Source organism: Pseudonocardia sediminis, from assembly GCF_004217185.1.
GTDB classification, from domain to species: domain Bacteria; phylum Actinomycetota; class Actinomycetes; order Mycobacteriales; family Pseudonocardiaceae; genus Pseudonocardia; species Pseudonocardia sediminis.
In genome coordinates, this window is the sequence record NZ_SHKL01000001.1 from 2,025,054 (window position 1) to 2,046,588 (window position 21,535).

The 21,535-nt window shown below is 74.4% G+C and carries 19 protein-coding genes and 1 pseudogene; 12 read left to right on the forward strand and 8 right to left on the reverse strand.

Going from position 1 to position 21,535, the window contains the following annotated elements:
- The first annotated feature begins 168 nt into the window (after positions 1 to 168).
- Genes EV383_RS09550 through EV383_RS09560 form a run of 3 tightly spaced genes read left to right on the forward strand, consistent with a single transcriptional unit; the run spans position 169 to position 3,487 of the window.
- A complete protein-coding gene (locus EV383_RS09550) occupies positions 169 to 990 on the forward strand; it encodes a DeoR/GlpR family DNA-binding transcription regulator (RefSeq protein ID WP_130294145.1) in 822 nt (273 codons plus the stop codon).
- On the forward strand, positions 987 to 2,081 hold the full coding sequence (galT, locus tag EV383_RS09555; protein WP_130289587.1) for a galactose-1-phosphate uridylyltransferase: 1,095 nt from the start codon (positions 987 to 989) through the stop codon (positions 2,079 to 2,081). Before EV383_RS09550 ends, galT begins: the two co-directional genes overlap by 4 nt.
- Positions 2,078 to 3,487, forward strand: a complete 1,410-nt coding sequence (locus tag EV383_RS09560) for an amidase (protein WP_130289588.1) — start codon at positions 2,078 to 2,080, stop codon at positions 3,485 to 3,487. The genes galT and EV383_RS09560 overlap by 4 nt, the downstream gene beginning before the upstream one ends.
- A 7-nt stretch (positions 3,488 to 3,494) precedes the next feature.
- Here EV383_RS09560 and EV383_RS31660 read toward each other — a convergent pair whose 3' ends face one another.
- A complete protein-coding gene (locus EV383_RS31660; RefSeq protein WP_207223474.1) occupies positions 3,495 to 4,550 on the reverse strand; it encodes a C40 family peptidase in 1,056 nt (351 codons plus the stop codon).
- A gap of 506 nt (positions 4,551 to 5,056) precedes the next feature.
- Between EV383_RS31660 and EV383_RS32060 the strand changes: the two are divergent.
- Positions 5,057 to 5,932: pseudogene (locus tag EV383_RS32060) on the forward strand (glycosyltransferase family 2 protein); the annotation flags it as partial.
- 251 nt (positions 5,933 to 6,183) lie between these two features.
- On the opposite strand, the gene EV383_RS09575 reads toward EV383_RS32060, so the two are convergent.
- Positions 6,184 to 6,888, reverse strand: a complete 705-nt coding sequence (locus EV383_RS09575; RefSeq protein ID WP_130289590.1) for a helix-turn-helix domain-containing protein — start codon at positions 6,886 to 6,888, stop codon at positions 6,184 to 6,186.
- Positions 6,889 to 6,938: 50 nt separating this feature from the next.
- Between EV383_RS09575 and EV383_RS09580 the strand changes: the two genes are divergently transcribed.
- Positions 6,939 to 7,379: a DUF2000 domain-containing protein gene (locus EV383_RS09580; protein WP_130289591.1), complete on the forward strand. Its 441-nt coding sequence runs from the start codon at positions 6,939 to 6,941 to the stop codon at positions 7,377 to 7,379.
- A gap of 6 nt (positions 7,380 to 7,385) precedes the next feature.
- Here EV383_RS09580 and EV383_RS09585 read toward each other — a convergent pair whose 3' ends face one another.
- Complete coding sequence (locus EV383_RS09585) at positions 7,386 to 8,555, reverse strand: glycosyltransferase family 4 protein (RefSeq protein ID WP_130289592.1); 1,170 nt, start codon at positions 8,553 to 8,555, stop codon at positions 7,386 to 7,388.
- A 223-nt stretch (positions 8,556 to 8,778) separates the two neighbouring features.
- On the opposite strand from EV383_RS09585, the gene cobF reads away from it, so the two are divergent.
- The 5 genes from cobF (at position 8,779) to EV383_RS09610 (ending at position 14,872) form a co-directional block, all read left to right on the forward strand.
- A complete protein-coding gene (gene cobF, locus EV383_RS09590) occupies positions 8,779 to 9,570 on the forward strand; it encodes a precorrin-6A synthase (deacetylating) (protein ID WP_130289593.1) in 792 nt (263 codons plus the stop codon).
- 25 nt (positions 9,571 to 9,595) lie between these two features.
- Positions 9,596 to 10,744, forward strand: a complete 1,149-nt coding sequence (locus tag EV383_RS09595) for a cytochrome P450 (RefSeq protein WP_207223475.1) — start codon at positions 9,596 to 9,598, stop codon at positions 10,742 to 10,744.
- Positions 10,745 to 10,771: 27 nt separating this feature from the next.
- Positions 10,772 to 11,275, forward strand: coding sequence for an SRPBCC family protein (locus EV383_RS09600; protein ID WP_130289594.1), 504 nt, complete (start codon positions 10,772 to 10,774; stop codon positions 11,273 to 11,275).
- Positions 11,276 to 11,720: 445 nt separating this feature from the next.
- Positions 11,721 to 13,838 (forward strand): hypothetical protein, encoded by a 2,118-nt coding sequence (locus EV383_RS09605; RefSeq protein ID WP_130289595.1) that lies wholly within the window; start codon positions 11,721 to 11,723, stop codon positions 13,836 to 13,838.
- A gap of 53 nt (positions 13,839 to 13,891) precedes the next feature.
- Positions 13,892 to 14,872, forward strand: a complete 981-nt coding sequence (locus EV383_RS09610) for an SDR family NAD(P)-dependent oxidoreductase (protein WP_130289596.1) — start codon at positions 13,892 to 13,894, stop codon at positions 14,870 to 14,872.
- Between the two features lie 39 nt (positions 14,873 to 14,911).
- Here the strand turns inward: EV383_RS09610 and EV383_RS09615 are convergent, their stop codons facing one another.
- From EV383_RS09615 to EV383_RS09625, 3 genes are read right to left on the reverse strand one after another with little or no spacing between them, the layout of a single operon-like run.
- Positions 14,912 to 16,114, reverse strand: a complete 1,203-nt coding sequence (locus EV383_RS09615; RefSeq protein ID WP_130289597.1) for a cytochrome P450 — start codon at positions 16,112 to 16,114, stop codon at positions 14,912 to 14,914.
- 42 nt (positions 16,115 to 16,156) lie between these two features.
- On the reverse strand, positions 16,157 to 16,864 hold the full coding sequence (locus EV383_RS09620; protein WP_130289598.1) for a TetR/AcrR family transcriptional regulator: 708 nt from the start codon (positions 16,862 to 16,864) through the stop codon (positions 16,157 to 16,159).
- Positions 16,861 to 17,658, reverse strand: a complete 798-nt coding sequence (locus tag EV383_RS09625) for an enoyl-CoA hydratase/isomerase family protein (protein ID WP_242622989.1) — start codon at positions 17,656 to 17,658, stop codon at positions 16,861 to 16,863. The genes EV383_RS09620 and EV383_RS09625 overlap by 4 nt, the downstream gene beginning before the upstream one ends.
- Positions 17,659 to 17,836: 178 nt before the next feature.
- Between EV383_RS09625 and EV383_RS09630 the strand changes: the two genes are divergently transcribed.
- Complete coding sequence (locus EV383_RS09630; RefSeq protein WP_130289600.1) at positions 17,837 to 18,367, forward strand: DUF5709 domain-containing protein; 531 nt, start codon at positions 17,837 to 17,839, stop codon at positions 18,365 to 18,367.
- A gap of 61 nt (positions 18,368 to 18,428) precedes the next feature.
- Here EV383_RS09630 and EV383_RS09635 read toward each other — a convergent pair whose 3' ends face one another.
- On the reverse strand, positions 18,429 to 18,839 hold the full coding sequence (locus EV383_RS09635) for an SsgA family sporulation/cell division regulator (protein WP_130289601.1): 411 nt from the start codon (positions 18,837 to 18,839) through the stop codon (positions 18,429 to 18,431).
- A 146-nt stretch (positions 18,840 to 18,985) separates the two neighbouring features.
- On the reverse strand, positions 18,986 to 19,681 hold the full coding sequence (locus EV383_RS32595; protein WP_130289602.1) for a hypothetical protein: 696 nt from the start codon (positions 19,679 to 19,681) through the stop codon (positions 18,986 to 18,988).
- 150 nt (positions 19,682 to 19,831) lie between these two features.
- On the opposite strand from EV383_RS32595, the gene EV383_RS09645 reads away from it, so the two are divergent.
- Positions 19,832 to 21,523, forward strand: coding sequence for an AMP-binding protein (locus EV383_RS09645; RefSeq protein WP_130289603.1), 1,692 nt, complete (start codon positions 19,832 to 19,834; stop codon positions 21,521 to 21,523).
- The last annotated feature ends 12 nt before the right edge of the window (positions 21,524 to 21,535 follow it).

Consider the following 21,535-nt stretch of genomic DNA (forward strand, 5'->3'; position numbering starts at 1 on the left):
AGATTCGATACCGGACGGTGACCCGGCATCACCGCTGATCATCAAGCTGGGGCCATGTTCGGGTCCGGGGCCAGCGGTTATTGCTGTCGGTGCGGATTTGTTGCATTCTGTGCGGGTGAGCTGTCTCGGTGTCGAGTGGGTGTCGCGGTCCGCGGTGCGGCGGCCCGGATGAGCCTGCTGGCCGAGCAGCGCCGGGACGTGATCGTCGAGCAGGTGCGGGCGCGGGGTGCGGTGCGGGTCTCGGAGCTGGCCGAGCACCTGGGCGTGTCCGACATGACGGTGCGGCGCGACCTCGACGTGCTGGCGCGGCGCCGTCTGGTGGACAAGGTGCACGGCGGCGCGACGGCCGTCGGCGAGCACTCCACCGAGGAGCCGGGCTTCACCGCGAAGATCACTCGCGAGCTCGAGGAGAAGGACGCGATCGCCGCGGCCGCGGCCGGGCTGGTGGAGCCGGGCGCGGCCGTCGGCCTCTCGGCCGGCACCACGACCTGGCGCCTGGCGCACCGCCTCGCCGCGATCCCGCGGCTCACCGTCGTCACGAACTCGCTCGCGGTGGCCGACGTGCTGCACGCCCAGGGCGCGGAGTCCCGCGGCACGACGGTGATCCTGACCGGAGGCGTGCGGACCCCGTCCGAGGCGCTGGTCGGGCCGGTCGCGGTCGCCGCGCTCGAGTCACTGAACCTGGACCTGGTGTTCCTGGGCGTGCACGGCATGACCGCGGCGGCCGGGTTCACCACCCCGAACATGACCGAACGCGACACCAACCGGGCGCTCGTCGACGCCGGGCAGAAGCTGGTGGTCGTCGCCGACCACACCAAGTGGGGCACGGTCGGCATCTCCACGATCGCCGAGCTCGGTGAGGCCGACGTGCTGGTCACCGACGAGGGCCTCGCCGAGGCCGACCGTGCCGTGCTCGAGGGCGAGGTCGACCGCTTGATCGTCGCGCAACCGGGACACCCCGGTGCCGGCACCACAGGAGGAAGTACGTGAAGAAGACGTCCACGCGGCTCGCGGACGGGCGGGAGATCCTCTGGTACGACGAGCACCCCGACCGCGACGGGGTCGTCCGGAACGCCGAGACCACCCACGACACCCGTGACCTGCCCCGCGTGGTGCCGGCCTCGCAGCTGCGCTACGACGCGCTGGCGGGTGAGTGGGTCACGATCGCCGCGCACCGCCAGGACCGGACCTACCAGCCCCCGGCCGACCAGTGCCCGCTATGCCCGAGCCGCGACGGCCGGGCCACCGAGGTGCCGGCGCCGACCTACGACGTCGTCGCGTTCGAGAACCGGTTCCCCTCCTTCGGCAGCGAGCCGGGGTCACCGCCGCCGGACGTGTCCGGGCCGGACCCGGTGGCCGCGGCCGGGCGCTGCGAGGTCGTCTGCTTCACCTCCGACCACGACCGCTCGTTCGGGAGGCTGACGCCGGAGCGGGTGCGGACCGTGCTGGAGGTCTGGGCGGACCGGACGGCGGAGCTGGGCGCGCGCCCGGGCGTGCGCTACGTGTTCCCGTTCGAGAACCGCGGTGCCGAGATCGGCGTGACGCTGGCGCACCCGCACGGGCAGGTCTACGCCTACCCCTACGTCCCGCCGTTCCCGCAGCGCATGCTCGCCCACGCCGCCGAGCACCTCGAGCGCACCGGCGAGAACCTGTTCGACGCCGAGCTGGCCGCGGAACGGGCGGGGGAGCGCGTCGTCGTCGCCGGCGAGCACTGGACGGCGTTCGTGCCGCGCGCGGCCCGCTGGCCGGTCGAGGTGCACCTCTACCCGCACCGCGCCACCACCGACCTGCCGGCGCTCGACGAGGCCCAGCGCGCCGAGTTCCCGGTCGTCTACCTGGAGCTGCTGCGGCGCCTGGACGCGCTCTACGACGACGAGCTGCCCTACGTCGCGGCCTGGCAGCAGGCCCCGGTGCGCCCGGAGGACGGCCGCGACCTGGCCCGGCTGCACCTGCGCGTGCACACCGTCCGCCGCGGCCCGGGGAAGATCAAGTACCTGGCCGGGTCGGAGTCCGGGGCGGGGGCGTTCATCAGCGACGTCATGCCCGAGGCGATCGCGGCGCGTCTGCGGGAGCTCGCGTGAGCGACCCGGCCGACCTGACCGCCGTCGAGCTCGCCGGGCTGATCGGCCGTGGCGAGCTGTCCGCGCGGGAGCTGATGGCCGCCTGCGCGGAGCGGATCGGGCGGACCAACGGGCGCGTCAACGCGATCGTCACGCTCGACCTGGAAGGTGCGGGCGCCGCCGCGGCCGCCGCCGACGAGCGCTTCGCCCGCCGGGGCCCGGACGGGCCGCTGCACGGCCTGCCGATGGCGCACAAGGACACCCACCTCACCGGCGGCATGCGCACGACGTTCGGCTCGCCGCTGATGGCCGACCACGTCCCGGACTCCGACGAGCTCGTCGTCGCCCGCGCGGCCGCGGCCGGCGCGATCCGGGTGGGCAAGACGAACGTCCCGGAGTGGGCGGCCGGGTCGCACACCGTGAACCCGGTGTTCGGCGCGACGCACAACCCCTACCGGCACGGGCGCAGCGCCGGCGGGTCCAGCGGGGGAGCGGCGGCCGCGCTGGCCACCGGCATGGTCCCGCTCGCCGAGGGCAGCGACATGGGCGGCTCGCTGCGCAACCCGGCCGCGTTCTGCAACGTCGTCGGGTTCCGCCCGACCCCAGGACGGGTCCCGAGCCACCCCGCGCAGCTCTCGCGCCAGACCCTGGCCGTGCAGGGCCCGCTCGGGCGGACCGTCGCCGACGTCGCGCTGCTGCTGTCGGTGCTGGCCGGGCCCGACCCGCGGGCGCCGCTGTCGCTGTCCGAGCCCGGGTCGGCCTTCGCCCCGCCGCTGGACGCCGGGGTGGACGGGCTCCGGGTGGCGTGGGCTCCCGACCTCGGCGGACGGGTCCCGGTCGACGCGCCGGTCGCGCGGGTGGTCGCGGACGCGGTGACGGTGCTGGAGGGGCTCGGCGCCCGGGTCGAGCCGGACTGCCCGGACCTCGACCTCGCCGACCCGGTCTTCACCACGCTGCGGGCCTGGCAGTTCCTGCTGGGCTTCGGGCCGCTCGTCGACCGCGACCCGGACCGGGTCAAGGCGACGATCCGGGCCAACGTGGACGTCGGGCGGGCCCTGACCGTCTCCGACCTGGGGCTGGCGGCGCAGCGGCAGAGCGCGCTGCACGAGGTCGTCGTCGAGTTCTTCGAACGGTACGACGTGCTGGTCTCCCCGACCGTGCAGGTCGAACCGTTCGATGTGGGACTCGAGTACCCGACGTCCGTCGCGGGTGTCCGCCAGCCCGACTACCTGGGCTGGATGCGGTCGTGCACGCTGATCAGCGCGACCGGCTGCCCGGCGGTGTCGGTGCCGGCGGGGTTCACCGCCGCGGGGTCACCGGTCGGGCTGCAGATCGTGGGGGCACCCCGCGCGGACCGGAAGGTCCTCGAGGTCGCCGCCGCGTTCGAGACCGCCACCGGACACGGCCGGCGGCGGCCGGCTCCCTAGGGAGCGGTCACATCCGCTTCGCGTTGTGGAACGGCATCGCGTCGATGTCGGAGTACTTCACCGGCTCGCCCTCGGTGCTGGCGTGCAGGATCTTGCCGTTGCCGGCGTAGATGCCCACGTGGCTGACCGGGGAGTAGAAGAACACGACGTCGCCGGGCTTGAGCTCGTCCTTGCTGACCGACTCGCCCTCCTGCGACTGCGCGGAGGAGTTGCGCGGGAGGTCCTTGCCGACCTGCTCGAAGGCCCACTTCATCAGGCCGGAGCAGTCGAAGGCGTTCGGGCCGTCGGCGCCCCAGACGTAGGGCTTGCCCAGCTTGGTCTTCGCCGCGGCCAGGGCCTGGGCGCCGAGGCCGGAGCCGGCGTCCTCGGAGACGGACGAACCGCCGCCGTTGTCGTCGCCGTCGTCGCCACCGCCACCCTGGGCGGCGGCACGGGCGGCCGCGGCGCGACCGGCCGCGGCGGCCTGGTCGGCGGAGGCCTTCTTGGCGGCGGCGAGGTTGGTCGAGGCGATGCGCGCGGCGTCGGCCTGGTCGAACGCGGCCGGGACCATGCTCGCGGCCTGCGAGAGGTCCTTCGCGAAGGAGGCACCCGCGGCGCTCTGGCCGCCGGACGCGGCCTGACCGGCCTTCGTCGCCGGGACCTGCAACTTCATCGTCGCCGACTCGGCGCCGGCGAGGTCGACCGGACGGTTCTGCGTGTCGGTGGTGTCGTCGGAGGGGGCGTCGACGGCGGCGACCACGCCCATGACGGCGGTCGCGCCGATCATGGTGGCGCCCATCGTGGCGACGACGGCGCGGGGGTTGCGCCCGAACACGCCGGAGTCGGAGGTGCCCCCGCGGATCATGCCGACGGGCGAGAGCCCGGCCGGGACGTCCTGGGTCACGACGGTGCCGGAGGCCTCGGCCTCACGACGGCTCGCGCGGGTCGGGCGGTCGAAACCGGCCTCCGCGTAGCGCGAGAGCAGCTCGGCGGCCGAGATGCCCTCGTCGGAGTCGGAGTCGTGCCGGGACCGGGTGACCGTCTCGGGGGAGCGGTCGGACTCGGGGCGCAGCGCAGTGGTCATGCGTGTGTGTCCTCAGCCGCGACGGGCTGCGTGGGTTCCGGTCGGGGGACCGGCGCAGACTCGTCCCCACCTCGTACTGATGGGCGCCAGGGGGAGTGTCGGCAGGCGGGGAGCGGTGACCGACCAGGCGCACCACCCGACTTCTCGTCGGGCGACGTCAGAAACCGTAACCGGTCCGTGACGACGCCGCCGGACCGCCTCGCGTCGGTTGCGACGAACGGCGTCCTGTGAGCGACCCGCGTGCGGTCCCTCCGCCGAATGGTTGTCTGCGGGGGTGCTCGGCTGCGCCGGAGAGGATCAGCGACGCGACGAGCGGTAGCCGGGACCGATCGGAGTCGTCGGACGGGGTTCTGTAAACATCGTGGGGGAACGCCCGCCGTCCCCACCCGCCGACCCCCGCCGAACCCCGACCGGAGGCCACCGCCGTGACCGTCCCTGGGCCCGGAGCGATCTGGGTCGGCCAGACCGAGCGCCGCCGTCCGGCCGGTGTCCTCCCGCCCGGCGTCATGGTGGCGCGGCACTTCGTCGCCGCCCGGCTCCTCGTCACCGCCGGTGGCGTCCCGGTCGGCCAGGTGGACGTGCCGCTGAGGGCCGGTGCCGCGTCCCCGGCCGCGGTCGCGGCCGCCGTCGCCGCGGGAACGGGGGCCACGCCCGACCCGGCCCCGCCGCCGGTCTCGGACGAGCCGCTGACGGTCGTCGTCGCCACGAGGGACCGTCCGGGCAGCGTGGACCGCTGCGTCCGCGCGATCCTGGCCGGCGACCACCCGGCGGTGACGGTGCTGGTGGTGGACAACGACCCGCCGGACGACCGGACCGAGCAGGTGGTGCGCCGGATCGACACGGAGATGTACGCGGGGCGCCCGTCCCCGGTGCACTACGTCCGCGAGATGCGCCGCGGGGCGTCGGCCGGGCGCAACCGGGGCCTGCTCGACGCCCGGACCCCCGTGGTCGCGTTCACCGACGACGACACCGAGCCCGACCGGTCCTGGGCCTCGCGCATCTCCGGCGCGTTCGCCGCCGACCCGGAGCTGACCGGGATCAGCGGCCCGGTGCTGGCCGCGCGGCTGGGCACGCCCCAGGAGCAGGCCGCCGACACCGCCCTGGCCTGGAACAAGGGCTACGAGCCGCGCCGCTTCTCCCTCGACGAGCCGCCGGAGGACTCGGCGGTGTTCCCGTTCTCCCCGGGGCTGTTCGGGATCGGGGCGAACATGGCGGTCCGCCGCGACGCCGTGCTGCGCCTGGGCAGCTTCGACGAGGCGCTCGGCCCGGGCGCGGAGACCCGTGGCGGCGAGGACATCGAGCTGCTGGTGCGGATCGTGCTGGACGGGCAGGTGCTCGGCTACGTGCCCTCGGCGTTCGTCTGGCACCACCACCGCCCCGGCGACGACGAGCTCCGCGCCCAGATGCGCGGCTACGCGCTGGGGCTCGGGGCGTTCCTCGGCAAGGTCGCGCTCGACCCGCGGGCCCGCGCCGTCGCCCTGCGCCGGGCCCCGGCCGCGCTGGCGCGCCTGCGCCACGTCATCCGCCGCGAGTCCGGCGAGGACGCCGGGGGTGGCTCCGACGCCGCCCGCGACGCGCTGCCCTCCGGTGCGGGACGGCGCAAGCTGCGCGGCCTGCTCAGCGGGCCCGTGCTCTACGTGCGGGCCCGCCGCCGGGTCCGCGACTCCGACGGCTCCGCGCCGCCGATGACCTTCCCGGTCGACCGGCCGGCCGCGGACGTCCCGGAGCGGTCCCCGGACGTCGCCGACCCGCCCGCAGGCCCGCCCGCGGACCGGCCCCCGGCGGCGTAGCGGCCCGGGGTGACGCCCAGCGTGCGGGCGAAACGCCGGGTCAGGTGGGCCTGGTCGTAGAAGCCGGCGGCCTGCGCGGCGTCGGCCGGGGACGCGCCGTCGAGCAGCAGGCGGCGGGCGAGGTCGACCCGGCGTCCGTCGAGGTAGCGGTGCGGCGGGATGCCGAACTCCCGGGAGAACGCCCGGACGAGGTGCGTCGGGTGCGCGTGCAGGACCCGTGCGGCCTCGTCGAGCGTCATCCCGGAGCGCACCCTGGTGTCGAGCAGCTGCCGCAGGCGGTCGGCCAGCGTGGGGCCCGGGGCCGCCGGCGCGACGGGGCGACCGCCCAGGTGCCCGGCCAGCCGCTCGGCGACGAACGCGAAGCGGCTCTGCGCGTGCAGCGCCCCGTCCGGGTCGGTCAGCGCGCGGTGCAGCGTGTCCAGGCGGTCCCGCAGCACCGGGTAGGCGTGGCGGACGAACCGGGCGTGCAGCACCTCGGCGATCCCGGGCACGTCCGGCCGCCATGCGGTGACCCGGTCGGCGGGCTCCGGCCGGCGCGGCGCAGCCATGTCAGGAACGTACAAGACCGCCGCGCCCCCGCGGGGCACGCTCGGGCCTCATGACCGCCCCGTCCGCGACCACCACACCGGTCCGCTTCCCGACCAAGATCGCCGTCGTCGTCCGCGAGGACCTGGAGCCCTGGCAGGCCCTGAACGTGACCGCGTTCCTGTCCGCCGCGGTGTCCGCGGCCGTCCCGGAGATCCTCGGCGGGCCCTACGCCGACGCCGACGGCACCGCCTACCTCGCGACGTTCGGTCAGCCCGTGCTCGTGCTCACCGGTGACCGGGACACGCTGCGCGCCGCCCGGAGCAGGGCCGTCGGGCGGGGTCTGCCGGTCGCGGTGTTCACCGCGGACATGTTCGTCACCGGCAACGACCACGACAACCGCGCCGTGGTCGCCGCCGTCCCGGGCGAGGAGCTCGACCTGGTCGGGATCGCCGTGCACGGGCCGCGCAACGGCGTCGACAAGGTCGTCAAGGGGTCCCGGATGCACCCCTGAACGGCGTCAGGCCCCGATCGGGCGGCGGTCGGTCTCCGGGGCGTCGAGCTCCTCCGGCGCGGGGGCGTCGGCGCGACCCAGGGCGCTGCGGTAGATCGCACCCAGCGACCGCGCCCACCCCCCGGCCTCGAACCGCTCCAGGAACCGCGCCCGGGCCGCCTCGCCCTGGCGCCGGCGCAGCTGCGGGTCGCGGACCAGGCGGACCAGCTCGTCGGCGATCCGCGACGCCGCGACCGGCACCAGCGCGCCGGTGTCCCGGGTGACGATCTCCGGGATGCCGCCCACCCGGGTCGCGATCGCGGGCACGCCCGCGCCCTGGCCCTGCACCAGCACCCGCGGCATCGTGTCGTGCCGGGTGGTGTGGAGCTGGACGTCGGCGGCGCGCAGCAGGTCGACCGGGTCGGCGTGGCGGCGGAACCGCACGTGCGCGGAGAGCATGTCGTCGCCCGCGACGCGCGACTCCAGCCACGGGCGCAACGGCCCGTCGCCGCTGAGTACGACGGTCACCGGCTCGCCGGAGGGCAGCTCGGCCAGCGCATCGAGCAGCATGTCCTGGCCCTGGCCACGGCGCATCGGGGCCACCGAGACGGCCACCACGTCGTCGTCGCCGATGCCGAGCCCGCGCCGCAGCCGTGCCCGCTCCTCCGGCGTGCCGACGCCGGGGTCGGCCGCGCCGTCCGGGACGATCGACAGGCCCGCGGTGGACCCGGCGACCCGGCGGTACCAGTCCCGCTGCAGCCGTGACGTCGCGATCGTGCGGGTCATGAAGCGCTTGCGGGCCAGCACCTTGGCCGTGCGCCGGATCCGGTCGCCGCGGTCGGCGGGCAGGTCGTGGACGTGGTGCAGCGTCGACACCGCCGGCAGCTTCAGCCGGGCGGCCGCGGCCGAGCCGACGACGTCCGGGCGCACCTCGTGGGTGTGCACGATGTCCACGCCGTGCTCGCGCAGGGCCTCGGCCACCTTGAGCACGGCACGGGGGTCCCACGGGGCCACGTTGAGCTCGACGGTCTGCGCGCCGTGCCGGGCCAGGGCCGCGGCGACGCCCGGGTGCGCGGTCGGCGTCAGCGCGACGACCACCATCTCGATCTCCTCCGGCCCTCCGGCCGCGGCGAGGTCGACCAGCGCTGCCGCGACGCCGCGCGGGTCCAGCGACTCGACCAGATGTCCGATCTTCACGTCCGTATGCCTCCCGGAGGTGGGTACCTCGTTCGGGAAGACGACCCTACCGACCGTCCCTCACCGGTGGCGGGTCGTGGCGCTGCGCGGATCGGGGGACACCCGGACGCGGCCGCCTACGCCGGTGAGGTGATCGCCGTCCCCGTCCGGCGGCCGCCGTTCGCCGGGGGTGTGGCGCATGCCGCCGCCCGGTGCACGGACCTGGTCCATTACCGTCGGCGGCATGCGGACCGTGCTGGTGATCGGGATCGGGGCCGGTGACCCGGACCACCTGACGCTGCAGGCCGTCGACGCCCTCCGGCGGGCCGGGGTCTTCTTCGTCATCGACAAGGGCGGGGACAAGGACGACCTCCTGGCCCTGCGCACCGAGATCCTGCGCCGGCACCGGCCCGACGGCGACTTCCGGCTGGTCCCGGCCACGGACCCGCCGCGCGACCGGGGCGAGCTGGCCGACGCCGACTACCGCGACGTCGTCGTCGACTGGCAGGACCGCCGTGCCGCGCTCTACCGGACGATGCTGACCGACGAGCTGCCCGACGGCGCGACCGGCGCGTTCCTGGTCTGGGGGGACCCGTCGCTCTACGACGGCACGCTGCGGCTGCTCGACCGGGTGCTCGACGGCATGCCGGACCGGGCGGACTGGCGGGTGGAGTCGATCGCCGGGATCTCCAGCGTCGCCGCCCTGGCCGCGGCGCACCGGCTGATCCTGAACCGGGTCGGGCGCCCCGTGCTCATCACGACCGGCCGCCGCATCGAGGGCGGCCTGCCCGACGACGCCGACGACGTCGTCGTGATGCTCGACGGGCGGACGGCGTTCGCGACGCTGCCCCCCGAGCAGAGCAAGGACATCCACATCTACTGGGGTGCCTACCTGGGCACCTCCTACGAGCTCCTGGTCTCCGGCCCGCTGGACGAGGTGTGTGACGAGATCGTGCGCGTCCGGGAGGACGCCCGCGGTCGGCGAGGCTGGATCATGGACACCTATCTGCTGCGCCGAGGTGAAGGACAGCGATGACGCCGCTTGCGGAGGGGACGAACTGATGGGCGAGGCGTCGATGATGCTGCCCCTGCTGCGGGAGGGGCTCGCGCCGGCGGAGGAGCTCACCGAGCTGCGCGGACGGCTGCCGGTGGCCGGGATGGAGATCCCGGACGAGATCGGGGTGAAGGCGTGGCTGGTCAGCGGCTACGCCCAGGTGCGCGAGGTGCTCGGTGACCCGGGCCGGTTCTCCAACGACCTGTCGCACCTGGCCGGGACCGGGATCGAGGCACTGGCCGAGCAGGACCCGGGTGGTCTCGGCTTCCGCGACCCGCCCGAGCACACCCGCCTGCGCCGCCTGCTGACCCGCGAGTTCACCGTGCGCCGGCTCTCCCGCCTCCAGCCCCGGATCGACGCACTGGTCACCGAGCTGCTCGACGACGTCGAGGCCGCGGGCCCGGGCGCGGACCTGGTGGAGCGCTTCGCCGTGCCGCTGCCCTCCCAGGTGATCTGCGAGCTGCTCGGTGTCCCGGACTCCGACCGGGCCGAGTTCGAGCGTCGCAGCACGGCGCGCTTCGACATGATCGCCCAGTTCGACAACGCCCTCGACGTGGTCAACGAGTCGATGGACTACCTGCGCGGCCTGGCCGCCCGGGAGCGTGCGAACCCGGGCGAGGGCCTGCTCGGGGCGCTGGTGCGCGAGCACGGCGACGCGGTGTCCGACGAGGACCTCGCGGCGCTCGCCGACGGCGTGCTCACCGGCGGCCACGAGACGACGGCCAGCATGGTCGCGCTCGGCGCACTGGAGCTGATGCGCCACCCCGAGCAGGTGGAGGCGCTGCACCGCAACCCGCACGACGTCGTCGAGGACCTGCTGCGCTCGATGTCGGTGGTGCAGGTGGCGTTCCCCCGTTTCGCGCGGGAGGACACCGAGGTCGCCGGACGGGCGATCGGCAAGGGCGACGCGATGATCTGCTCGCTGTCCGCGGCGAACACCGACCCGGCCGCGACCGGGTCCGGGCACCTCGCCTTCGGCTACGGCATCCACCGCTGCGTCGGTGCCGAGCTGGGCCGGATGGAGCTGCGTGCCGCGCTGCCGGCGCTGTTCTCCCGCTTCCCGGGCCTGACCCCGCAGATCGACGACGAGGACGACCTCGAGCTGCGGTCGTTCTCGATCGTGTTCGGTATGGAGACGCTGCCCGTCCGCTGGTGACCGGGGCCACACCGCAGTAGGAGAGCAATGCGCTACGCCGACGGACCCACCGCCGAGTCCGAGATCGTCGTCGACGCCCCGGCCGAGGCCCTGTGGCCGCTGGTCACGGACCTGTCGCTGATGGCCGAGCTCTCCTCGGAGCTGCAGCGCGTGGACTGGCTCGACGGCGCGGACGGCCCGGCCTCCGACGTCCGCTTCCGCGGCCACAGCGCGCACTCCGCGATCGGGGAGTGGAGCACCGTCTCGACGGTGACGGTCTGGGAGCCGGGCCGCCGCTTCGGCTGGGAGGTCGAGCGGGACCAGCCCGGGGGCCCGGCCGCGTCGTGGCTGTTCGAGCTGGCTCCGGCCGGCGGCGGTACCCGGGTACGCCAGTGGGCCCGTCTCGGGCCCGGCCCGTCCGGCCTGACCCCGGCGATCGAGCGCCGGCCGGACAAGGAGGAGCGGATGGTGGCCGTCCGGCTCGACGAGTGGCGCTCGGCCATGGAGGCCAACCTGGCCGCGTTCAAGGAGCGGGCCGAGAGCGGCTCGTGAGCTCCGACGGACCGGCGGCACGAGGTCCGGAGTAGACGCCGGACCTCCCGTCCCGACCCGGGCGCCGCCCCGCGGCGGGGGTGAGCGGATCTTTTTCTGCGCCGACCCGTATCCCCGCGCCGTCGCGCTCGTTGAACGGTCAGGACGACGACCAACCTGAGAACTCTCCCGGTGTTCGTCGTAGATCATGCAGCCGTTCGGTCCAGTGGACCCGGCACTCGTCGCGTCAGGGCACCGACGAACGCGCGGATCGCATTGCCCCTCTCAGGAAAGCAACCTCCCGCGGGTGACGTTTCGTAGCGTCACGTCCCGGACGAACCGAGCGAAATCGACCGTGCGGCCCCTCCCCAGGGGTGCCCCCGCTCCCCGGCCGCGCCGCGTCGATCAGGTTCTCCGCCGATGCTCCCCGCACGTCGCCGATCGGCGACCGGAAGGACCTGCAGAGATGGGTAAGCACACCCTCCCCGGAAAGCGCCAGCCCCTCCTCGACCGGCCCTCCGCCCGGGCCCGCCACGCCGCGCCCTCGACCGGCGCCGGGCGGCGCCTGGCCGCGCCCGCCGCGCTGACCGCGCTGCTGCTGGCCTCCGGTGGGACGGCCGGCACCGCGTTCGCGGGGGAGGGGAGCGACTCGGGCGGCGACTCCGGATCGAGCAGCTCCTCCGACTCGGGATCCTCGTCGGGCTCGATGTCGGGCTCGGTGTCGGGCTCGATGTCGTCGTCCTCCGGTTCCGCGTCGGGCTCCACCTCCGACGACTGCGACACCGACGCGCAGGACGCCTCCGGCGGCGCGGACTGCGACGACTCCGGTTCGCCGGTGAAGGCCGTGACCGGGTCCGACCTCGTCGGGTCCGTGATGGACCCGGGCGGGTCGAAGGACTCCGGCGGCTCTGAGTCGGGTGGTAAGGACTCCGGCGACCAGGACTCGCGTTCGCAGGACGCGTCCTCGGACGACTCGGACGACTCGGACACGGAGGACTCCGCGACAAAGGACTCCGGCGCGAAGGGCTCGTCCTCCCAGGACTCCGGATCCGCGGGCTCGGGCTCGAAGGACGGCGCGTCCGCCTCCGGCTCGTCCTCGGCGTCCGGCGGTTCGTCGCTGCCCGGTACCGACCTGCTCGGCTCGGCCGTGCCCGGCACCGACGTGCTCGGCTCGCTGACGAAGGGTGCGGGTGGTCTCACCGGCGCCGCCTCCGGTCAGGCGTCCGGCAACGCCACGGGTGCGGACGCCTCCGCCCAGGGCTCGACGTCGACGGGATCGCAGGGCTCGGGCGCGAAGGACTCGGGCGTCAAGGACCCGGGCGCTACGGACTCCGGCGCGAAGGGCGCTGCGGCGAAGGACTCCGGCGCGAAGGGCGCTGCGGCGAAGGACTCCGGCGCGAAGGGCGCTGCGGCGAAGGACTCCGGCGCGAAGGGCACCTCGGCGTCCGGTTCGGCGTCGGGCTCCGCGACCGCGCCCGCTCCCTCCGCCCCGTCGTCCGACGGCGGCCCCCTGGCCGGGCTCGCCGGCGTGACCTCGGGCATCGGCAAGGCCCCCGACCTGGTGTCGGCGACGTCCGGCCTGAAGTCGCTGCCCGACCCGACGAAGGTGACCACCGGCCTGGGCTCCGCCGCCCCCGGCGGCGACGCGGCGAACTCGGCCGTGAACGCCGTCGGCAACCTGACCGGCACCGCGATCGGCACCGACGACGAGGCCCCCGCCTCCGCCACCTCCCCGATCTCCGCGCCCGGCGCGCCGGCCGACGTGGACGGCATCGCCGGTCTGGCCCAGCTCCCCGGTCTCGGCGGGCTCGGCGGCAAGGACGCGGCACTGCCGAAGGCCCCGGCCGTCCCCGGCCTCAGCGGCACCGGCGCCGGTCAGGGCCTGCCCGACGTCCCGCTGCTGACCACCGGCAACGGCCCGCTGAAGGGCCTGGCCGACAGCACGAGCCTGCCCGACGTCTCCGGCGTCACGGGCAAGGACGGCCTGGCCCCCGACCTGTCGCCGCTGGCGAAGGCCGCCGGTCTGCCGGACTACTCCGGTCTCGGTGGCCTGCCCGACATCGCCGGTGTGGCCGGCGGTCCGAGCAACGGCCCGACCACGACGACGCTGTCGTCGAAGAGCCCCGACGGCATCAACGGCACGGCCACGATGGACGAGAACCGGGTCACCGGCACCGCGACCGGGATGGACCCGAACGCCGAGTACGTCAGCTTCTTCTACGGCGCCACCAGCAGCGCGACCAACCAGAACCCGTGCATCGTCGACGGCACCAACCCGCTCCCGGCGGGTCAGACCGTCGGTACCTGGGACGTCGACGAGAACGGCAACGGCACGCTGTCGGCCGACAACCCGCTCGGCAACATGTACAAGCTGCAGGCCGGCACGATGTCGATCCGCAAGGTCGAGCACGGCTTCGACAAGTCCACCGCGCTGCCGGTGAACCCGGCCAGCTACTCGCTGGCGAGCTGCGGCGACGTCAACCGCGTCTCCACCGCGGACGCGGCGACGAACGCGGTGCCGAAGCTGCCGACGACGAACCTGCCGAAGGTCCCCTACGTCTCGGGTCCCGGCCTGCAGGGCTGATCGACACGCGCGGCGACGCGCGGGCGGGCGGGCACTGTGGTCGGATCGGGAGCATGGCTTCCGCAGTGGACACCCTGCTCGACCGCACGATCGTGGGCGGCTACTCCAAGCTGGGGTACCTGGCCCGGCACGCCGGCTGGACCGGTGACCGGGCCGACCCGGCGCTCGGGTCCCTCGTGGACCGGGTCGCGCTGGTCACCGGGGCGAGCTCCGGGCTCGGGGAGGCCACCGCGGCCGGCCTGGCCCGGCTCGGCGCGAGCGTGCACCTGCTGGTGCGCAACGAGGACAAGGGGCAGCAGTCCCGGGCCCGGATCCAGGCGCAGGTGCCCGACGCCCGGCTGACGCTGGAGGTCTGCGACGTCGGCGAGCTGGCCGACGTCCGCCGGTTCTGCGCCGACTTCGTCACCCGCGTCCCGGCGCTCGACGTCCTGGTGCACAACGCCGGGCTGATGCCGCCGGAGCGCTCCGAGACCTCCGAGGGCAACGAGCTCACCCTCGCCGTCCACGTCCTGGGCCCGCATCTGATGACCGAGCTTCTCACCGGCGTCCTGAAAGCCGGGGCGGAGCGTTCGGGCACCGACAGCCGGGTGCTGATCGTCGCCTCGGGCGGCATGTACGCCCAGCCGCTCAAGGTCGACGACCTGCAGTACGAGCAGGGGAACTACGGCGGCACGTCGGCCTACGCCCGGACCAAGCGGATGCAGGTCGTGCTGGCCGGGCTGTGGGCACGCGAGCTGGCCGGCACCGGCGTCACGGTGCACGCGCTGCACCCGGGATGGGCCGCGACGCCGGGCGTCACCGGTTCCATGCCCGGGTTCGACAAGGTGGTCGGCCCGCTCCTGCGGACTCCGGAGCAGGGCGCCGACACGGCCGTGTGGCTCGCCACCGCACCGTCCCGCGCCGTGGGCACCGGACGCTTCTGGCATGACCGCGCCCCGCGCCCCGCGCACTACTTCCCGTGGACCCGCGAGACCGGCGCCGACCAGGAGCTCTTCTGGGAGAAGGTCACCGCTTTGGCACCGGCCACCCCCTGACCCACGCCACCCCACCCCGAGCGCCCCGGGGGCCGGGGGTCAGGAGTCCCAGGCGACCAGCAGCTCGCGCGGGCCGCGGACCAGGGCGCCGGACTTCCACTCGACGTCGTCCGGTGCGCCGGCCAGGCGCAGGTCCGGGAACTCGCGGAGCAGCTCGCCGAGTGCGACCTGCAGCTCCATCCGGGCCAGCTGCGCGCCCAGGCAGTGGTGCGGGCCGTGCCCGAACGCCATGTGCGGGTTGGACTCCCGGTCGGTGTGCAGCTCCTGCGGGTCCTCGAACAGCTCGGCGTCCCGGTTCGCGGCGTGGATGGCGACCATGACGGCGTCACCCGCCCGCACCGTCACCCCGCCCATCTCGACGTCCTCCAGCGCGACGCGCGGGAACCCGGCCCCGGCGCCGAGCGGGACGAACCGCAGCAGCTCCTCGACGGCGGGGGCGACCGCGTCCGGGTCGGCGCGCAGCGAGTCGGCCAGTCCCGGCGTGCTCAGGATCGTGAACGTGAAGTTGGCCAGGTGGTTCATCGTCGTCTCGTGCCCGGCGATCAGGATCCCGACGCCGAGCGCGAGCAGCTCGTCCTCGCTGAGCCGGTCCTCGTCGTCGCGCGCCGCGACCAGGGCGCTGAGCAGGTCGTCGGCCGGTTCCGCGCGCCGCGCCGCGATCAGCCGCGCCATGAACGCGAGCATCTCCTCGCGGGCCGCCACACGCTCGTCGGGCGTCATCGACGTCGTCGACAGCGCGGCGTCGGCGCCCCGGCGGAACACCGTGCGCTCGGAGACCGGCACGCCGAGCATCTCGCAGATGATCGTCACCGGCAGCGGCATCGACAGGTGGGTCATCAGGTCGGCGGGGGAGCCGGCGCCGCGCAGGTCGGCCAGCAGCTCCCGGGTCAGCTCGATCGTGCGGGGCTTGAGGTCGGCGACCCGGCGGGTGGTGAACGCGCGGGCCACCAGCTTGCGCAGGCGGGTGTGCTCGGGCGGGTCCATGTTCAGGATCGAGCTGGTCTGGTGGTCGATCTCCGGGCGGGGACGGGCGACGTCGCGCCCGACGGTCTCGCGGCGGCTGAACCGCGGGTCACCGAGCACCGTGCGGACGTCGGCGTGCCGCACGGCCAGCCAGCACTCACCGCCGAAGGGGGCCTGGATCCGGCTCATCGGCTCGTCGCGCTGCAGCCCGGCGTAGGTCGGGTCCATGTCGAGGGCGTGCGCCCGGCTGAACGGATAGTCGCGGACGGTGGCGGTCATCGGCTCCCCAACGTCGATGTAAGCAATCGCTTACCCTCGACGTTAGGAATCGCAACGATCGCTGTCAACCGGAGTGCCCCCGTCGTGCAGCAGCGCCGCGGCCGCCCGCGACACGTGCCCGACGACGACGTCCGGGTCCGCCGAGGCCACGGCCTCGCTGCGGAACACGTTGCGCAGCAGGTTGATGCCCAGCATCCAGCCGAGCAGCAGCTCGGCCCGGAGCGCCGCGTCCGCCGGACCGGTGCCCCCGGTAGCCACAGTGCCCTCGGTGCCCGAGCCCGGGGCCCGACCACCGTCGGCCAGGGCGGCGAACGCCTTCGTGTAGGCGGTCCCGAGCTCGTCGCGCACCGCGTTCACCGCTTCCGAGCTCGCCGCGGAGCGCAGCGCCGAGTCGAACAGCCCGCCCGACTCGCCACCGCCCTCGGCGCGCAACAGGATCGAGCGCAACGTCCGTTCGAGCAGCTCCTCCGGCGGGCCGCCGTGCAGCACGTCGAGCCCCTGCGCGGCGACGACCTGCGCGAACAGCGCCTCCTTGTTGCCGAAGTAGCGGAACAGCAGCGCCTGGTTCACCCCCGCCCGGTCGGCGATCGCCCGGACCGACGTCCGGTCGTAGCCGGCGGAGGTGAACAGCTCCTCGGCCGCGGTGAGCAGCGCCCGCCGCGTCTCCTCGGCGCCCCGGGCGGTGCCGCCGGTGGTGCTTCCGGGGGCGTTCGCGGTGGGGCCACCCGTGCTGCTCCCCGTGGTGCTCACCGTCCGGCGAACCGCGGGGCCCGTCGCTCCAGCGACGCCGCGATCCCCTCGTCGACGTCGGCGGTGGCGCGGAGCGTCGCCTGCTCGACGGCCTCGTGCGCGGTGATCCGGGCGACCTCCTCGGCCAGGCCCGCGCGCTGTGTGGCGCGGATGCTGCGCACGGCCAGCGGCGCGGCCTCGGCCAGCTCGGCCGCCAGCGCCAGGGCGCCGTCGCGGATCGCGGCCGGCTCGTCGGCGCCGCCCTCGACCGGGACGAGCCGGTCGGCGAGGGCGAACCGGAGCGCCTCCTCGGCGCCGACCCGCCGTCCGGTGAGCAGCATGTCCAGCGCGTGCTGCTGCCCGACGACCCGCGGCAGCGACACCGACAGCCCGAAGCCCTGGTGCAGGCCGAGCCGGGAGAAGTTCGCGCAGAACCGGGTCGACGGCCCGGCGACCCGGAAGTCCGCGGACACCGCGAGCCCGAGCCCGCCACCGATCGCGATGCCCTGCACCGCGGCCACCACCGGCGTGCCGACCGAGAACACGCGGATGGCCTCGGCGTAGAGGGCGGTGGCGCCGTCCGGGGCGTCGTCGAAGCCGATCGCGGTGGTGCGGTTGCCGTCGCCGCCGAAGTTCGCCCCGGCGCAGAAGTTGCGCCCCTCACTGGCGAGCACGATCACCCGGACCGACGGGTCGGCGTCGGCGTCGGCGTAGAGGTCGGCGACCCGGCGGATCATCGTCACGTCGAAGTAGTTGTGCGGCGGGCGCCGCAACGTCACCAGCGCGACGTGCTCACCGACGCGGTCGACGGTCACCGGCTCGGTCCCGTTCCCCGCCGCGTCCCCGGTTCCGGTCCCCGCTTGGTTCTCCGACACTGCTGCTCCCGCCCGTCCCGGGCCCGGGTGTGCCGGGCCCTCGTCCTGTCGTCGCCGGACGGTAGCCGTTGGGCGTGACGGGCGTGTGCGGTGAGCCCCTGCGGGGTACGGGCCGGGTATGCCGCAACGAGACGAGACCCAGCCCGAAGCCCCCGACATGGCCTCGGCGCTGCAGCTGGACACGGACGAGGCCCTGACCGGCCCGTCCGACTCCGACCCGCTCGACTCGGGGTACGTCCCGCCGGACCGTCCGTACGGTGTCGACGACAACGCCGTCACCGCGAACGGCGAGCGTGAGGGCGAGTCCCTCGACGAGCGCCTCCGCCAGGAGACCCCGGACGTCGAGCCCGGACTCGACGAGTCGCGCTCCGGCCGGCTCGTCGACGACAACGTCGGCGCGGACGGTGAGGCCACCGTCGACGGAGCCGGGCACGAGGTCGGGATCGACGGGGGAGCGGCCAGCTCCGAGGAGGCCGCGATGCACGACGTCGACAACGGCATCGAGCCGGTCGTCGACGAGACCCCGGCCGAGGACCCGGGCGTCACCGCATCGCTGGAGGCCGACCTCGGCGACCCGGAGGAGGCCGCCGCGGACGCGGCCCTGGACGCCTCCGACGACCCGGACTTCGGCCCGGACGCCGACCGCTAGTACCCCCGACACACGAGGGCCCCCGGACCGACGGTCCGGGGGCCCTCGTCGTGGTCGGGTATCAGGCGGCGCCGGCGATCAGGTGCGCGATGGCGTCGTCGAGGGCCATGTGCTCGGCCTCCTCGCCGAGGTCGACGATCTCCAGCGTGGCGTGCACGAAGTGCGCCAGCAGGTCCCGGTCGACCTCGAGGACGGCCGAGCCGCCGTCGGAGCGGATCTCGATCTCGACGACGTCGTAGCCGTCGACCCGCTGCGGGCCCATCCGGATGTCGCCGATGCCGCAGGGCGTGGTCAGGCCCTCGATCACCAGGTCGCGCGACACGAGCCACTCGACCCAGCGCTCCGTGGAGCGACGGACCGCGAAGGAGATCGCGAACGGATCGTCGGCGCGGTACGTCCAGCGGGAGACGATCGGGGCGGCCTGCCCGTGCAGCACGGTGAAGACGTCCTGCTGGATCGAGTCGCTGGTCATGGCGGTGGTGCCCTCCTGAGCCTGAATGCCGTGCGCGGGGTGTGCGACGGACTCACCCGGAACATCGTCGGAACCCTGACGAACGCTGCATTCTCGCCCGGTTTTCACCCGTTCGATCCAGCGGCGCACACCCTACGTACACACAACTACCGACGACGCGCTCCGGTGACGAGCCAGATGCCACCGTCACCCTGTCGGACGGTCTGCGCCAGCGTGATCGTCGCCTTGGCCCGGGTGGCGCCGTCCTGGACGTCGACGACGCCGGGCCTGATCGTGAAGATCGAGGGATCGCGGTACTTCAGCGCCACCCCGGAGTACGAGGTCGCGACCTCGGCCGGGTCGAGCAGCCAGGGGTCGCGGCCGCCGTCGACCTGCTTCTGCAGCGTCCGCGCGGACGCGGCGTCGGTCGCCGGCCAGATCGGGGTGCCCCGTCCGCCGGTCGTCCCGCCCCCGCCGGTTCCGCCGCCGTTCCCGGTGCCGCCGCCGTCGCCGCCCGCGCGCGGCGCCGGGGTGGTGGCGCGCGGTCCGGCGGCGCGCCCCTCGGTGGTCGGCGTCGCGGAGTCCGTCGTCGGCTCCGTGGTCGGGGCGGCGGTGGTCGTGGGGGGCGCGGTCGTCGTCGGGGCCGGTGACGTCGTCGTGGTCGGGGGCGGAGTGGCGACGGCCGGTGCCGCGGGCAGCTCCGCGTTGCCGCAGGCGGACAGGGCCGCGACCAGCAGGACCAGGGCCAGGGCGACCAGGCAGGCGCGCAGCGCCACCCGGGGCGCCACCCGGGCCGTCAGAGCTCCCGGCCGGCGGGAGGAACGGGGGCGGAAGGGGGCTCCCGGGAGGTGCGACGCGCTCACCGGATCACCGTATTGCCGCTCCGCGGGCGGCGGGCGCATTCACGGCCACACGTCCGGGTGGGTGTGTGGGGCGAGGGGGCTGTCGGGTGCGCATCCGGGTGATTAGGGTGCGATCGACACGCAGGCGAGATCACGACGAGGTGCACCACTATGGCGTCCCAGGCGAGCACGGCTTTCTACGAGGCGCGGGACTTCCTGCTCGCCCACCGTGAGGACTACGACACCGCCTACCGCGACTTCCGCTGGCCGGAGCTGACCGAGTTCAACTTCGCGCTCGACCACTTCGACCTCGTCGCGGCCGACCCGGAGCGCGGTGCGCGGCGGGCACTGTGGATCGTCGAGCAGGACGGGTCGCAGGCGCACTGGACCTACGCGGAGCTCGCGGAGCGCTCGAACAAGGTCGCGAACTGGCTGCGCGCCCAGGGTGTCGCCCGGGGCGACCGGATCATCCTCATGCTGGGCAACCAGCTCGAGCTGTGGGAGACGCTGCTCGCGGCCATGAAGCTGGGCGCGGTCGTCATCCCGGCCACCACGCTGCTCACCGCCGCCGACCTGCAGGACCGGGTGGACCGCGGACGCGCGAAGCACGTCGTCGTCGGTGCGGCGGACACCGAGAAGTTCGACGGCGTCGACGGCGACTACACGAAGGTCGCGGTGCGCGGCGCCCCCGAGGGCTGGCTGGACTACTCCGGCGAGGCCTACTCCAGCGACCCGGACTTCACCGCCGACGGCCCGACCAAGGCCACCGACACGCTGCTGCTCTACTTCACCTCGGGCACCACGGCCAAGCCGAAGCTCGTCGAGCACACGCACGTCTCCTACCCCGTCGGGCACATGTCGACCATGTACTGGATCGGCATCGAGCCCGGCGACGTGCACCTCAACATCTCCTCGCCGGGCTGGGCCAAGCACGCCTGGTCGAACGTGTTCGCGCCGTGGATCGCCGAGGCGACCGTGCTGGTGATGAACTACTCCAAGTTCGACGCCGAGTCGGTCTTCTCGGTGCTCGATGAGTGCGGCGTGAACAGCTTCTGCGCCCCGCCGACGGTCTGGCGGATGCTCATCCAGGCCGACCTGTCGACGCTGAAGACGCCGCCGCAGAAGGTCGTCGGCGCCGGTGAGCCGCTCAACCCCGAGGTCATCGAGCAGATCGAAAAGGCCTGGGGTCTGCGGATCCGCGACGGGTTCGGCCAGACCGAGTCCAGCGTCCAGATCGGCAACCCGCCCGGGCAGGCGGTCAAGCCCGGCTCGATGGGCCGCCCGATCCCCGGGTTCGTCGTGACGCTGGTGGACCCGGCGACGGGCGAGGTCGCCGACGAGGGCGAGATCTGCCTCGACCTCAACCACCGCCCGGTCGGGCTGATGGTCGGCTACGCCGACGACCCGGAGCGCAACGCCGAGGCGATGGCCGGTGGCTACTACCACACCGGTGACGTCGGCTCCCGCGACGAGAACGGCTACATCACCTACGTCGGCCGTTCCGACGACGTGTTCAAGGCCAGCGACTACCGGATCAGCCCGTTCGAGCTGGAGAGCGTGCTGATCGAGCACCCGGCCGTCGCCGAGGCCGCCGTCGTCCCGTCGCCGGACCCCGTCCGCCTGGCGGTGCCGAAGGCCTACGTCGTGCTCACGAAGGGCTACGAGCCCACCGAGGAGACGGCGAAGCAGATCCTGCAGTTCGCCTACGACAACCTGGCCCCGTACAAGCGGGTCCGCCGCCTGGAGTTCTTCGAGCTGCCCAAGACGATCTCCGGGAAGATCCGCCGGGTGGAGCTGCGCGGCCGCGAGGGCGAGCTGCACGCCGACTCGTCGGCCACGCCCTCGGGCGAGTACACCCTGTGACGTGCCGGCCGG

What these genes read in the sequence shown, in the direction of transcription:
- EV383_RS09575 (WP_130289590.1), bottom strand. Translation starts at nt 6,888, where the DNA reads ATGGCTGCGCCGCGCCGGCCGGAGCCCGCCGACCGGGTCACCGCATGG.
- EV383_RS09630 (WP_130289600.1), top strand. Translation starts at nt 17,837, where the DNA reads ATGCCGCAACGAGACGAGACCCAGCCCGAAGCCCCCGACATGGCCTCG.
- cobF (WP_130289593.1), top strand. Translation starts at nt 8,779, where the DNA reads ATGCGGACCGTGCTGGTGATCGGGATCGGGGCCGGTGACCCGGACCAC.
- EV383_RS09605 (WP_130289595.1), top strand. Translation starts at nt 11,721, where the DNA reads ATGGGTAAGCACACCCTCCCCGGAAAGCGCCAGCCCCTCCTCGACCGG.
- EV383_RS09595 (WP_207223475.1), top strand. Translation starts at nt 9,596, where the DNA reads ATGGGCGAGGCGTCGATGATGCTGCCCCTGCTGCGGGAGGGGCTCGCG.
- EV383_RS09600 (WP_130289594.1), top strand. Translation starts at nt 10,772, where the DNA reads ATGCGCTACGCCGACGGACCCACCGCCGAGTCCGAGATCGTCGTCGAC.
- EV383_RS09645 (WP_130289603.1), top strand. Translation starts at nt 19,832, where the DNA reads ATGGCGTCCCAGGCGAGCACGGCTTTCTACGAGGCGCGGGACTTCCTG.
- EV383_RS31660 (WP_207223474.1), bottom strand. Translation starts at nt 4,550, where the DNA reads ATGACCACTGCGCTGCGCCCCGAGTCCGACCGCTCCCCCGAGACGGTC.
- EV383_RS09615 (WP_130289597.1), bottom strand. Translation starts at nt 16,114, where the DNA reads ATGACCGCCACCGTCCGCGACTATCCGTTCAGCCGGGCGCACGCCCTC.
- EV383_RS09610 (WP_130289596.1), top strand. Translation starts at nt 13,892, where the DNA reads ATGGCTTCCGCAGTGGACACCCTGCTCGACCGCACGATCGTGGGCGGC.
- EV383_RS09635 (WP_130289601.1), bottom strand. Translation starts at nt 18,839, where the DNA reads ATGACCAGCGACTCGATCCAGCAGGACGTCTTCACCGTGCTGCACGGG.
- EV383_RS09550 (WP_130294145.1), top strand. Translation starts at nt 169, where the DNA reads ATGAGCCTGCTGGCCGAGCAGCGCCGGGACGTGATCGTCGAGCAGGTG.
- EV383_RS09580 (WP_130289591.1), top strand. Translation starts at nt 6,939, where the DNA reads ATGACCGCCCCGTCCGCGACCACCACACCGGTCCGCTTCCCGACCAAG.